Below are 13,914 nucleotides of genomic sequence, written 5' to 3' on the forward strand. Positions count from 1 at the left end.
CTTACATCAACCACAAACACTAAGCCCTCTCGGGCTGTTGTCCAAACTTACCCGGCAACGTCCGCTGATGCCAGGGCAAAGCAAGCCGCTCAATAAATGAGACGAGTACAAATAGGAAAAGGCTCAAAAGCGACGTAATCACTATAGCGGCAAAGACAGCAGCCGTCGCATGCGCGTTCACCGCTTTGACCATATAGATTCCCAGACCGCGTTCAGCTCCGACATACTCGCCGACAATCGCTCCAGTCACGCTGTAGGTCGCGGCAATCCGGAGCCCGGAAAAGAAGGCGGGCAGCGCCGCGGGCAAACGCACCATCCAGAGAATTTGCCAGTTTGAGGCCCGCATGCTTTGAAGCAGTCGGATCAGGTCAGGGTCCACGCTGAGCAGCGCATCCGCACAGGCAACGGTTATCGGGAAAAAGCAGTACAGTGTGACCAGTACAATCTTCGGCTGGATATCATAGCCAAACCAGATCAACAACAGAGGCGCAAGCGCGACCAGAGGCACTGTCTGCGAAACAACCAGCAACGGATAGAGCGCCTGACGCACTAGCGACGATAACCCGAGCGCCAGCGCCAGCAGCAAGCCTAACACCGTAGCGACCACTATGCCCAGGAGCGTTTCAAGCAACGTCTGCACTGTCTCGGCAAAGAGAGCATCACTTCGATCTACCAGAGCCTGTACCACAGCTAACGGAGACGGCAACACAGACTGAGTGACTATCCCCGAGCGCACATAGACTTCCCAGAGCGCCAGCAGCGCCAGGGCGACGACAAATGCAGGGCCAAAAGCGGCAATACGACGTAGTTTCATACTGGCTGCTCCTTCAGCAAGAGTGAAAGCAACTCCCGTTCAAGCTGTAAGGCTCGTGCCTCCGCCAGATGTTCCTGGCGGCGCGGGCGCGGCAAATCAACGTCCACCACGCGCAAAATCCGCGCAGGCCGCGCGCTGAGCACATAAATGCGGTCAGATAACAGGAGCGCCTCACGCACATCATGGGTGATGAAGAGCACGCTTGACTGGAAACTCTGCCACAGATCGAGCAGCCACATCTGCAAAGAGAGACGCGTCAGGGCATCGAGTGCTCCTAACGGTTCATCCAGCAGCAGGAACGAACGGTTAAACAGCACCGTTCGGAGCAGGGCCACCCGCTGCTTCATGCCACCAGAAAGCGTGGCGGGATACTGCTGTGCGAATTCCGCCAGCCCGAAGCGCTTCATCAGTTCACGCGCTTCCTCCCGGGCCTGCTGGCGAGCCTCACGTCGCACCTCGGGCCCAAGCAGGATATTCTCCTCGACGGTGCGCCAGGGCAACAGCAACGGCTGCTGAAGCATATAGCCGCTTCGTCCGGCACGTGGGCTCTCGGCGTCACCATCGATCGCCACCGTTCCAGAAGAAGGCACATCCAACCCGGCAATGATATTGAACAGCGTGCTTTTTCCGCAGCCACTGGGCCCGATCAGAGTCACAAATGCGCCCTTCCTGACATCCATATCAATTGAGCTCAGCACTTCTACCGTTCGCTTCCCGGAACGAAAGCTCCTGGTCACTCCTCGAAGCGAGAGTTTATAGCCTGGATTCATTGTTTTTCTACAGCTCTTTTCGGGAGATACAAAGGCATGGGGAAAGAATGCAGCAGAAACGAGAATGAGGTAGAGAAAAAGAAGAACTGCCGCTTCCCTCCGCTGGCACTACCCAGATCAGGTTCGTAGGGTCGGGGCCGCTTCCGGCCACCTCTCAGCCTATAGGCTCCCCTAGCAGCGCAATCATGCCCGGCCATCATACGGCCAAACACAATAAATTCACCTCAAGTATATCATAGATAGCAGATATATCAATATAGACAGCCAGTGACGCGCCTCACTGCAATGGCAGCCAGAATGATACCTCACAACCACCTTCGGGACGATTGCGGGCCATAATCTGCCCCCCATGCTTTTCAATCAGCACTCTGCAAACATAGAGACCGAGACCAACCGTTTTCTTCTTGCCTTGCTTCGGCCTGCGAGATCGCGTGTAGTACTTGTCGAAGATAAAAGGAAGTTCCTGCGGGTCAATCCCGCTCCCGGTATCGTGCAGGCTGATACTGAGCACACCAACATTCCAGGCACAGGAAAGCGTGATCTCGCCTCCCTTCGGGGTAAAGCGCAGGGCATTTTCAAACAGGTTATCCAGTACCCGTTCAATCTGCGAGAAATCAAGCAGCGCCTCTTCTGACTCCGCGACACGATAGAGTTCATACCGAAAGCGAATCTCCTGTTCAGCCGCCGCCAGCTCATAATTCTGGGCCTTACGTCGCAGTTCATCGCCCAGATGGACCGCCTGCATCTGAAGCGAGAATTCTGCCTGTTCCAGCGAGGAGATCAGCAAGATCTCTTCCAGGAGACGACCAATGCGCTGCGCGTTCGTTTCCAGCACCGGAAGATAGCGCTCAAGGCGCTCTGCTCGCTTGGCGGGCTGGGCCCGCTGTAGTCCCTCAATATGCCCCTGGATCACGGTCACAGGTGTACGCAGGTCATGCGAGAGAGCGGCCACAAGCTCGCGCATCTGCTCTTCTTTATCCCACTCGCGCAACAGCGAGGATTGTAAGGCCGTACGCAGATCATTGACCGCCCGGCAGAGATCGCCGAGTACATCAGGCTGGTCATAATGGATCGTAAAATCCAGGTCGTGCTGTTTAATCTTCTCGACCGCCCCCATCAGTTCTTCAACCGGCTGGTTCAGCTTTTTGCCCAGACGCGAGGCAAAGATTAGAACAACGACAAACAGCACAACAGGCGGCTCAAGCAGCAACAGCCCCAGAATAAAAGCCCAGGAAATCGACGCCTGTGGAGGAAGGGCGCTGGCAGGATAGGTCAACAGGAGATAGCCATAGACACGGGTATCAGAAACCAGAGGCACGGTATTAACATAGTGGTCATTCTTGAGCAAAATAGTCTGATTCAGCCGCTGAAGCAACAGCGCGGGAGAGGGCAGAGGTGAAAAAGTCTGCCTGTTCCCGGCAAGCGGTTTTCCCTGCGGATCGAGTACCAGATACTCTAAAGCAGGTACAGCTCGCACACGTCGCTCCCAGTCCTGCATGAATCGATTGTCTCGCTCCACAAGCAGTGCCGCATGCTCGCTCCCGAACTGTGCCAGCCGGCCGGCCTCGCCGCTTACCTGAGTCATGCCGAATGGACGCAACAAGAAAGCAGCAAGGCACATTTCCAGAAACACAATAGCTGGAATAGCGATCGCAAGCAGCAAAAACAGATATTTCAGAAAGAGGCGTCGGAAGCCTTCGCTATGGCTTGGTCCCATTTATACCCTACTCCCCAGACCGTCTTGATATATTCGGTATGCGGATCTGCAAGCGCCAGCTTCCGCCGAACTCGCTTGATGTGCTCGGTCACGGTCTCCGAGTAGCTATTCGCATCGTCGCCCCAAACCCGCTCGTAGATTGTCTCGCGCGAAAACACCTGCCGCGGGTGCAACGCCAGCAAGCGAACAATCTCAAATTCTTTGCGCGACAGGGCAAGGAGCTGTTCGCGGTAGCGCACCTCGTAGGTATCGAGGTGAATCGAGAGCGCACCACAAACCAGCCGTACCATCTGGCGCTTTTGCTTGCGCAGCCTGTTCTCGCGGCGGAGATGCGCCCGTACCCGGGCAACCAGTTCCCGAATACTGAACGGCTTCATAATATAATCATCGCCACCGACACTCAATCCCTGGATCCGGTCGGACTCTCCCTGTCTGGCACTGACAAAGAGAATCGGGATATCCAGCTCATCACGCAAAACCTGGCACACACTGAAGCCATCGAGATGCGGCAACATAATGTCCAGCAGCACCAGATCGATGATTTCCACCCGAGCCAGTTCAATAGCCCGGGCTCCATCGTGTGCAATCAGCACCGTAAAGCCTTCGTCCTCAAGGGCATCCTGGACGAACTGTGTAATCTCATCATCATCATCTACAAGCAGAATTTTCCCCTGCAACGTCGCATCATCAAGCATACACAGCAGCTCCTTCCCTGAAAATGGTCGCATATCTGAATCGTACAATGTCCCGTCTACCACTCGCGTCGCCTGAACCAGCGTATACTTACCCACAACACCGTGACCGTCAGAACAACGGTCGCAACCACAGGGAACAGCAACTGTGGCCAGTTCGTGGAGAGCGCGTGCGCCATCATCGGGAAGCGGAAAGGCCACGCCCAGGGAACATACATCCATACCGCATCACCCATTGACGTTGTCCCAAGCAGCGTCCCCACCAGCATGCCGATCCCACCAAGCCCGATGGTCCAACCGAACCCTTTCGCCGTCGCAAGCCATGTGTAAAGCAACAGCATCGGCATCACAAAGAGCGTGGTAGCCAGCGGCGCACCGAGCAAGCTCCCCCAGAGAATCTCGCCCTCAGCATGGAGCAGGAGCCCCGTGATCAGAATCAAGACACTGAACCAGAGCGCATGAAGTAACAAGAGCACAAGCAGCGTCAGATATTTCGCGCCTAGCTGTATCCCCGGCTCAACAGGACGCGCAAGGAGCGCTCGCCAGTTCTGCCCATCCATGTTCGCAGCCAGCGCTGCCTGAAGTGCCGTACCGCCAGCACTCCAGAACACCAGCCAGATGAGAAACGTTTCCTGAAGATTATCCCAGGTCATCCGGTGTGTCGTTGCCAGATACCAGCCAAATGCCAGCATGCAGAGCAACGGAAACAGCACCGTTAACCAGAGTGTCATAGAGCGCCGCAACTTGAGAAACTCGGCCCCCATTCCGCGCAGGAGTGTCATGCCTTCACCTCCTGCCGGGCGAACCAGACCGCCCCCAGGGCTGCGAACAGGATAAACGCGATCAGTGACACCAACACTACTGGAACCATTGGCGTCTGCAACAGCGGGTCGCCAGCCTCAAGCGGTACACCGTTTGGATGCACCCCAACCACCGGGATAACCACGCGCAACGGCCAAGCCCAGGGATTCAACATCCAGGATGATTGTACCGCCATGACTGCGCCACTCAAGGGCCCGACAAGCGAAACGACAACCGGCAATACATAACCGCCAAGCAGCGCAAACCACAACATCAGCGCAACCAGCGGCAGCGCCGTTACCCAGATCAGCAGCGACGCAGTAATGACCGTTCCCCAGGGTGTCGCCCCTTTGAGCAAGAGCACCCCGGACAAAAGCGTCAATGCAATCAGCAACAGAGAGCTGACCAGGAAGTGAATTACCAGTACCAGCAGCTTTCCCAGGTAGAGCAGCGCAGGTGACACGGGACGTGAGCGCAGCCCCCGAAGCAAGGGCTTATCCAGCATCATCGAATGGGCAGCCAGAATCGCGATACCGAAAGGCCCCCAGATCAGCGGCCACCAGTTGAAGAGCATCCAGAGGTAATAGCTCCAGACGGTCGCGTTCGGAGCCAGATAACGCATGATCGTTACCAGCACCACAATGCTCGCCGGGAGCACCGTCAGAAACAACGGTACAAAAGCCCCTTTCAGACGCAACCATTCAGCCCGAAGTACAGCAAACATCTCTCATTCTCCTCCTAGCGATAGTTTCCGCTCTCAACAAGCCGCAGGAAGAGCGTTTCCAGATCATCCTGTACCGTATCGATTTTGGTCACAGCGATGCCATGCTGCGTCAACAACGAGATAATTTGAGCCGTGACCGCACCCGGATTCGGAAGCACCAGCTTTTGACCTTCGACCCGCAAGGCCGGGAACGAGGGCTGAAGCAACCGGTATGCCTGCTGAAGCTGCGGCGTCTCCAACTCAACGCGTTGTTGTCCTTGCGCCAGCAGATCGCGTAGTCGTCCCTGATAGCGAAGCTGCCCCTTGCTGATAATGCCCAGGTGCGTAACGACCTGCTCAATTTCAGCCAGGATATGACTGGAAACCAGAACCGTCATTCCTTGCTGGCAAAAACGATGAATCAGCCCGCGCATCTCGCGAATGCCAGCAGGATCCAACCCATTTGTTGGCTCGTCCAGAATCAGCAATTTGGGCCTGCTCAGCAAGGCCGAAGCAATCCCCAGCCGCTGCTTCATCCCGAGCGAGAACTGAGCCGCCTTCTTGGAACCTACATTGCGCAGATCAACCTGCTCCAGCGCCTCATCAATACGGTTTTTTGGCACACCAAGCAACGTCGCATGCACCGCCAGATTCTCCCAGGCTGTCAGATGGCCATAGAGGGCGGGACCTTCGATCAGTGCACCAATATGCCAGAGGTGTTCTCGCCGCCAGGGCTCACCAAACAACAGCACCTGCCCCTCAGTCGGGCGGAGCAGGCCAACCAGATGCTTGATGAGCGTTGACTTTCCCGCTCCATTTGGCCCGAGCAGGCCATAGATCGTCCCCTGCTCAATCAGCAGATTAACATTCTGTAGCGCGATTTGGTTTCTGTATTTTTTGGTCAGATGGACCGTTTGCACAATAAAGCTCATTATTGGACTCCGAATAGAAACAGGTATACATGTATTTCTCCCAAATCGTACAGCCAGAATCTAAAGAAAAAATAAACAATCCAGGGGAATGGGCGATGAGGAGAGGGCAAGCTGAAAAGCAAAGCGGGGCCCGTACCAGCACGGACCCCGTTTCTTCTTCTGAATAGATGCTTAGTGACCCGCCATCAGGAGACCAGCGGGCAAACTGGTAGCCGACAGGAAGACCTGCGCGACCAGTGTCATCACGACCAGCGCCGCACTCATCAGCACCAGCGATGTGCCGAGGCTGAAGGAAGTGGAGAGGCGACCCTGCTTTGCAGGCTTGTCGAAGAACATCGCCTTCACAATGCGGCCATAGTAGACCAGCGAGATCACGCTGTTGAGCAGTGCCACGACCACCAGCCAGTACTGGCCCATATTCCAGGCAGCCGAGAAGAGATACAGCTTACTGATAAAGCCAGCCATTGGCGGGATACCACCGAGCGACAGCAGACACAGCGCCGTTCCAATGCTCAGCAGCGGCGCGCGATAGAACAGGCCACGGAAATCTTCGATGCGATCGCCACCGGTCAGGTTCGCCAGCCCAATAATACCGGCGAAAGCGCCCAGGTTCGTCACCGCATAGACCAGCAAGTAGAACAGCACCGCGCTATTGCCTTGCGGCTGTCCCGATGCCAGACTTGCGATAAAGCCAACCAGGATATAGCCAGCCTGCGCGATACCGGAATAGGCCATCATGCGTTTCGCGTTGCTCTGAACCGCAGCGACCACGTTACCGACCGTCATGGTCAGAACCGCGACGATTGAAAGAACGACCACCAGATCACCCAGGTTGACCGCGCCCAGATTACCAAGCATAAACACACGAATCATTGCGGCAAAGCCAGCAGCCTTTGAGCCAACCGAGAAGAAGGCCGTTGCAGGAGTAGGTGATCCCTCATAGATGTCAGGGGCCCACATGTGGAACGGTACAGCCGAGATCTTGAAGCCGAAACCGGCAATAATCAGAATATCGGCGACCAGCACAGCCAGGTTCCCCTGTCCGATCTGTCCAAAGGATTTCGCAATGCCAGCCAGATCAGTTGTCCCGGTCAGACCATAGAGCAGAGCAAAGCCATAAAGCAGGATTGCGGACGACATCGCCCCCAGGAGCACATACTTGACGGCTGCCTCAGCAGACTTATCGTTCTCACGAATCAGACCCGCCATCACATACAGCGGGAAGCTGGTCAGCTCCAGCGAGATATAGACCGTGATCAGTTCACTGGTGCTTGCCATCAGCATCATGCCGACGACTGAGAACAGCATCAAGACATAGAACTCGCCCTGGCCTTTCACATAGCGTTCCACATAGTTATATGAGGCCAGGATCATCACTGCCGCGATTACTAAAAAGAGAATCGTGAAAAAGATAGAGTATTGATCGATAATCAACATATCCCAGAACGCTTTATGCGTCCCGGTCAGAGTCATCGCTTGAGAGATCGCAAACCCCGCAGGAACAATCAGACCGACGAGCGAAATCGCGGCGACAACACTGCGGCGTTTTACGAACATATCGACCGCCATCACCACAAGCGCCAATACCATCAGGCTGATCGCTGGCGAGAGCAGGTAGAAATCAAACGCACTGAATTTCATTCTGAACTCCTTAACCCGCCTGGGGGAATATTTCGGCAATATTCCCCCGGTTCGGGTGATCCGAAACCCGAAGAAGAAGAAGCTCTATCGCCTCAACGGGTTCCGGGAGATTCCTACTTAATCAAAGCCTGAGCCGCATCATACAGGACATGATGCAAACTAGGTAGCAGCACATCAATCAAGAACTTGGGATAGATACCAACGATCACGATGAAAGCCGCCAGGATCACCAGCGGAACCATCTCGCGCGGGTTGGCATCCGGCAACCAGCTCCATTTCTTGTTGAAGGGGCCAAAGAAGACGCGCTTCAACATCCAGAGCAGATAGCCAGCGGTCAGGATCATAGTAAAGACCGAAACCACGGTCGCCACAGGCCAGATCTTATAGCTGCTTGTGAAGACCATGTATTCAGCAACGAAACCAGCCAGAGCAGGCAGACCAAGCGAGGCCATACCGGCCAGCGTAAACAGGGTGGCCAGACGCGGCATCTTCTTGGCGACACCACCGAAGTCAGCAATCATACGCGTATGGGCATGGTCGTAGATCACGCCAACGCAGAAGAAGAGCATACCAGAAATCAAGCCGTGGCTGATAAGCTGGAAGGTTGCACCCATCAGCGCCACCTCGCGGAACTGGACGTTGCCGCTACCGGCAGCGGCAGCCACACCAAGCAGGGTAATACCCATATGGCTGATACTGGAATACGCGATAAGCTTCTTCATGTCCTTCTGGACGAGACAGATTGCCGCACCATAGATGATGTTGATCACAGCCAGTCCAGCCATCCAGGGAGCGAACGCGTGAATCCCCTCCGGGAAGAGCGTGAAACAGATACGGATCAGACCGTACGCACCCATCTTCAGGAGGACGCCAGCCAGGATCACACTGACCTCAGTTGGAGCATCGGTGTGCGCATCTGGCAGCCAGGTATGAAATGGGAACATTGGGATCTTTACCGCGAAGGCGACAAAGATCAACAGGAACAGCACCAACTGGGCGCTTGCAGTGATACCAAGAATATTCAGCGTGCCGGAGGGCATATGCGCCGGATCGGCAAAGTACGGCATGCTCGCCGTGATTGTCGCACCCGCGGTTCCTGCATTCATGAAGTAGAGCAGCAGGAAACCGACCAACATAAAGACACTACCGAAGAAGGTGTACAGCAGGAACTTCCAGGCAGAGTAGATACGACCCGGAACCCCGTGCTTAATCTGCTCATTACCCCAGATACCGATCAGCAGGAACATCGGGGCAAGCTCGACCTCCCAGAACAGGAAGAAGAGGAACAGATCCATTGCTGTAAAGACACCCATCACGCCAGCTTCCAGCAGCAGCAGCAAGGCGAAGTAATCTTTTACCCGATTGCGCCGCCAGCCACCAATAATCGCCAGCACCGTGAGCATACCATTCAGCACCACCAGCGGAAGGCCCAGGCCATCAACGCCCATGAAGTACTGAACATTAAACGGAATTTTCCCGATAGGAATAGAAATCCAGTCGACGCGAACAGCATTCCAATCGACGCGATTAACAGCGCCAATGGTCTTTAAGCTACCAAATCCATGAGAGAAGCCCTGCCCGAGCAGGTAGAGCGTCACCACGAACACGAGCGCACTGAAAATCAGTGCCACCCAGCGAGAAACCTTTGTAGGCGTCAGATACGCTACCAGTGCGCCGATCACTGGCAGCAGGATAATTAAGGTAAGTGGATGAAACAAAATGTCCATAACTTAATATCCCCTCGTGACCAGCACAATAACCACGATTGCCAACACAGCGACGCCACCAAAGAAACCAACCATGTAAGCCTGCACGCGTCCGGTCTGCAGACGCCGAATACCCTGGCCCAGGCCAGTAATCAGGAAAGCGACACCGTTTACAATACCATCAACAACATAGGTATCAATGGCCTGAGCGACATTGCAGAAGAAGCCAATCACAATGTACTTCACAAAGGCCGCATAGAGGTCATCAATAAACCATCTGTTAAACAGGAAGGCGTGGAGTCCACGTACGAAGGAATTATTCCGTACGAAAGATTCGAGTTTTGCTGGTTCCACGCGACAATACATCACATAGGCGACGGCCAGACCGATAAACGACACCAGCACACCGATCCAGGTATCAGGCAGGGACAGCATGTGCGGGATGTCCAGCGGGTTCGCCTGAGGTTGCACAAAGGGAAAGAAACCAGTCCAGTAGCCGGCGATAATCGAAGGAATCGCCAGAATAATCAACGGGATGGTCATGGTGAACGGAGACTCATGAGGCTCGCCAACACCGCGATAGGTGCCACCCCAGAGGCCACCGAACTTACCATCGCGACCACCAAAGGCCAGGATATATGCACGCAGCATGTAGAAGGCGGTCAGACCGGCCGTCACCAGGGTCAGCACATACAGACCCCACTGATTGGTTTCATAGGCCAGACCAATAATTGTCTCTTTACTATAGAAGCCAGAGGTGAAAGGGAAGCCAGAAATTGCCAGCACGGCAACCAACCAGGTGATCGCCGTAATCGGCATTTTCTTCGCCAGGCCACCCATAAAGCGCATATCCTGCATCTCACGATGGGTCACATGATGCAGGGCATGGATCACGCTACCAGCACCCAGGAAGAGCAGCGCCTTGAAGAAGGCATGCGTGAACAGATGGAACATACCGGCACCAACGCCGTAGTATGGCACATGATGACCGCCCTCGGACAACGCGCCCTGAACAGCGACCAACAGCGCCTCATGCTCGTTGGCGGGTCCATGACCGTTCAACACGGCCAGACCGGCAACACCAAGACCCACAAACATATAACCAAGCTGGCTGATCGTCGAGAAGGCCAGCACACGCTTGAAGTCGCGCTGGACCAGCGCAATGGTCGCTGCGAAGAACGCGGTCAGACCACCAATCCAGGCAACAACAGTGAACGCAGCAGGCTCAGCCGCAGCATACAGCGGGAAGGTACGCGCCACCATATAGACACCAGCAGCAACCATCGTCGCGGCGTGGATCAGCGCGCTAACAGGAGTCGGACCTTCCATAGCGGAAGGCAGCCAGGAATGCAGCGGAACCTGGGCCGACTTACCAATAGCACCACAGAACACACAGATCATCGCGATGGTCAGCAGGGTTTTATCCATATGGCCGGCATTGGCAAAGAGCGTGTGAAAATCGAAGGTGCCAAGAGACGTGAACAGAATCATGATGCCGATGATAAAGCCAACGTCACCGATACGGTTCATCACAAACGCCTGCAACGAAGCGCTTGCGGGAGACGGACGCTGCTCATCAGGCTTGGCAGTCTTATTAATCCAGAAGCCAATCAGCAGATAAGAACTGAGACCGACCAGTTCCCAACCAATGAACATGACCAGGAAGTTAGCGGCAAACACGATCACCAGCATGGAGAACGCGAACAGCGACAGGTACGAATAGAAGCGAGCGTACCCGGCGGAGCGCTCCATGTAGCCCTGAGAGTAGATCATCACCAGGAGAGCGATCGTCGTCACCACCACCATCATCGCGATAGCCAGGCGGTCAATATGGAAAGCGATTTCAAGTTTTAACGGATTGCCAGGGACCGCGAACCACTCATAATGAAAGACCGAGGTGCCCTGATCCGGGAGCACGTTACTGGTAAGAGCATTGATTAACAAAAACCAGGAGAACCCACAGGCGATCACCATAAAGAGCATCGCAACCCAGGCGCTGGCTTTTGCCCAGATGGTCAACTGAGGCACTTTGGGATCTTCATCGTCATCAAGTCCATTATGATGATGACCATGAGACTCCTCACCATGCGCCTCTGTGGCATGTCCATGAGACTCTTCGCTCACCGTGGCTGCACGAGGACGGCTGAACAGATCCAGCATTCGCGTGCCGAAAATAATCACGACGAAAGCGAAGAGCGGAGCAAACAGGATCAGCCAGGAAGATTGATACAATTCCATAACCAAAAAACACAGTGCGCACTGTGTTAACCCTCGAAGACAGGGGGGCGCACAACTCCTTTCTTCACATTAGCGACCTGTCTGAATCAGAACTTCATGATATCAATTTCGCCAACATCCACCGTCTTGCGTCTGCGATAGATCGCAATGACCATCGCCAGAGCAACCGCGGCTTCCGCCGCCGCCACAGTGATAATAAAGATAGCGAAGATTTGACCGGTAAGCAGGCCCCGATAAGCGGGAACCTGATTGAAGAGCGAAAAACCAACCAGAGTCACATTCACCGCATTGAGCATAATTTCAATGCCCATCAGGACAGCAATGGCATTCCGTTTTGCAATGGTGCCATACAGTCCTATACAAAAAAGAATAGCGCCAAGCACCAGGAAATGGTTGAGTGTGAGCGTGGTTAACATATACTAATCCTCCCTGCCGATAACAATTGCGCCGACAATTGCTACCAACAGTACAATAGAGGCAATTTCAAAAGGCAGTACATAGCTATACTGGCTAGGACTATACAGCAGCAAGCCAATGCGTGCTACATTGTTCAGTGGGTCCATCGGGACGCTAGCAGGAAGCGTCTGCGAAACAGCCAGAGGACTACTCAACAGAGCATACAGGATGCTGCCACCAACAAGGAGACAGACCAGCAAGGCAACCGGCCAGGTTCTGTTTGTTGGATTCGTCCGCCGTTGTCCTCCTATACGCGTCAACATGAGCGCGAACAGGATCAAAACGGTAATAGCACCACCATAAATAAGGATCTGTACAATAGCAATGAATTCAGCACGGGCCAGGACATACACACCGGCAGCCAGCGCAAACATGAAAAAGAGCGCCATAGCGCTGTGAACGATGTTGCGCATTGTGACTACCGCTAAGGCCGCCACCACCATGACAATTGCCAGAATCCAGAATAAAAGGGTGGCAAAGTCCATCTTAAACATACCTCCGGGTCGTTTCGGATCATCACAATCTTTTCTTCTGGCAAGAGGAGAACATTAAATCCTTCTATCTTCGCTTCTTTTCATAAAAAGAAGTAACAGGACTCCACGTAGCACAAATGCACTCTTCGCCTCTTGTCTTCTCGCCGTTTCTCTTTCCACAAAAGAGAGACGTTCGCTTGTTTGCTTTCAGCCCTCAACAACCTCAAGGGATTGCCACAAGGCTGCTCTCTCCAGGAGAGAGGCGCGAGGAACGCGCATTGCATTCCTCAAAGAGGTTCTGCCAACGCCCCCGGTCCTCGCGTTCCAGAGAACACGAGTGGTGTCGCCTTTCAAACCTCTTCTGTTCCGTTCTCAAAACCGTTCCGGCTTTCTACACGAGAAAATCGATCTTGTATTTTTCTCCAAACATGGAAACACACTCTTGACATCCCGGATACAAGAGTGATCCATAATCAAGAGCATGCTCGCATGCAGGTATTCAGGAGCCTCTTGAGACACAAGGCAAGCACACACAGACGTCGTTGTGGTGCCAGATTGGTAAGCGAATACATTGGCTCTGAGAAGCCAGCAGGGACCGCAGAGACAGCACTGTCGATCAGCCCCCGGCCCTATGCTTCTGGGGTACTCTTACTCATATTGTATCACTCGCAAGCTTCTCAGGCACTATCCAGAGCAGGAAAAGAGGCCAAGTATCCTTTAGGGATTCTAACAAAACATCCGACATGTGACAAGGGGAAAACATCCCTCTCCATCCTCCTACGACGATACCCTAAATCCACCAATACAACGTATAATAAGAAGACAGAAATCAATGGAGCTTCGTATTGTTCATTCTTTATAGAACAACACTGTCTGTTATCATTTTTTCTTTTCTCTTCTCAAAGCACTTCAGCAGCAGACATCGTGCCATTGAGAAGCTCAACCTGTGTATCCCTTGTCAGGCGGTTGTT

At 54.1% G+C, this 13,914-nt stretch carries 11 protein-coding genes, 1 pseudogene and 1 riboswitch; all 12 genes and pseudogenes read right to left on the reverse strand.

Annotated features, from left to right (window positions below):
* Positions 1-19: 19 nt before the first annotated feature.
* The 12 genes and pseudogenes from KTH_RS19090 to KTH_RS19145 all read right to left on the reverse strand — a co-directional run bounded on the left by KTH_RS19090 (position 20) and on the right by KTH_RS19145 (position 12,964).
* The gene (locus KTH_RS19090) at positions 20-814 is read right to left on the reverse strand and encodes an ABC transporter permease (RefSeq protein WP_111319026.1); all 795 of its coding nucleotides are present in this window, start codon (positions 812-814) and stop codon (positions 20-22) included.
* Positions 811-1,584, reverse strand: a complete 774-nt coding sequence (locus KTH_RS19095) for an ABC transporter ATP-binding protein (RefSeq protein ID WP_111319028.1) — start codon at positions 1,582-1,584, stop codon at positions 811-813. Before KTH_RS19095 ends, KTH_RS19090 begins: the two co-directional genes overlap by 4 nt.
* Positions 1,585-1,661: 77 nt before the next feature.
* Positions 1,662-1,767: riboswitch (TPP riboswitch) on the reverse strand.
* 94 nt (positions 1,768-1,861) lie between these two features.
* On the reverse strand, positions 1,862-3,301 hold the full coding sequence (locus KTH_RS19100) for a HAMP domain-containing sensor histidine kinase (RefSeq protein WP_111319030.1): 1,440 nt from the start codon (positions 3,299-3,301) through the stop codon (positions 1,862-1,864).
* Positions 3,259-3,978 carry a response regulator gene (locus tag KTH_RS19105; RefSeq protein WP_111319569.1) on the reverse strand — a complete coding sequence of 240 codons (720 nt, stop codon included), beginning with the start codon at positions 3,976-3,978 and terminating at the stop codon, positions 3,259-3,261. Before KTH_RS19105 ends, KTH_RS19100 begins: the two co-directional genes overlap by 43 nt.
* Before the next feature lie 74 nt (positions 3,979-4,052).
* A complete protein-coding gene (locus KTH_RS19110; protein WP_111319032.1) occupies positions 4,053-4,775 on the reverse strand; it encodes an ABC transporter permease in 723 nt (240 codons plus the stop codon).
* A complete protein-coding gene (locus KTH_RS19115; protein WP_111319034.1) occupies positions 4,772-5,518 on the reverse strand; it encodes a lantibiotic immunity ABC transporter MutE/EpiE family permease subunit in 747 nt (248 codons plus the stop codon). Before KTH_RS19115 ends, KTH_RS19110 begins: the two co-directional genes overlap by 4 nt.
* 215 nt (positions 5,519-5,733) lie before the next feature.
* A pseudogene (locus KTH_RS19120) lies at positions 5,734-6,429 on the reverse strand (ATP-binding cassette domain-containing protein); the annotation flags it as partial.
* Between the two features lie 171 nt (positions 6,430-6,600).
* Complete coding sequence (locus KTH_RS19125) at positions 6,601-8,070, reverse strand: NADH-quinone oxidoreductase subunit N (protein WP_111319038.1); 1,470 nt, start codon at positions 8,068-8,070, stop codon at positions 6,601-6,603.
* Positions 8,071-8,183: 113 nt separating this feature from the next.
* Complete coding sequence (locus tag KTH_RS19130) at positions 8,184-9,797, reverse strand: complex I subunit 4 family protein (RefSeq protein ID WP_497620520.1); 1,614 nt, start codon at positions 9,795-9,797, stop codon at positions 8,184-8,186.
* A gap of 3 nt (positions 9,798-9,800) precedes the next feature.
* Complete coding sequence (locus KTH_RS19135) at positions 9,801-12,014, reverse strand: proton-conducting transporter transmembrane domain-containing protein (protein ID WP_111319042.1); 2,214 nt, start codon at positions 12,012-12,014, stop codon at positions 9,801-9,803.
* 86 nt (positions 12,015-12,100) lie between these two features.
* Positions 12,101-12,430, reverse strand: coding sequence for an NADH-quinone oxidoreductase subunit NuoK (nuoK, locus tag KTH_RS19140; protein ID WP_111319044.1), 330 nt, complete (start codon positions 12,428-12,430; stop codon positions 12,101-12,103).
* A gap of 3 nt (positions 12,431-12,433) precedes the next feature.
* Positions 12,434-12,964, reverse strand: a complete 531-nt coding sequence (locus KTH_RS19145) for an NADH-quinone oxidoreductase subunit J family protein (protein ID WP_111319046.1) — start codon at positions 12,962-12,964, stop codon at positions 12,434-12,436.
* Between the last annotated feature and the right edge of the window lie 950 nt (positions 12,965-13,914).

The organism is Thermosporothrix sp. COM3, from assembly GCF_059696735.1.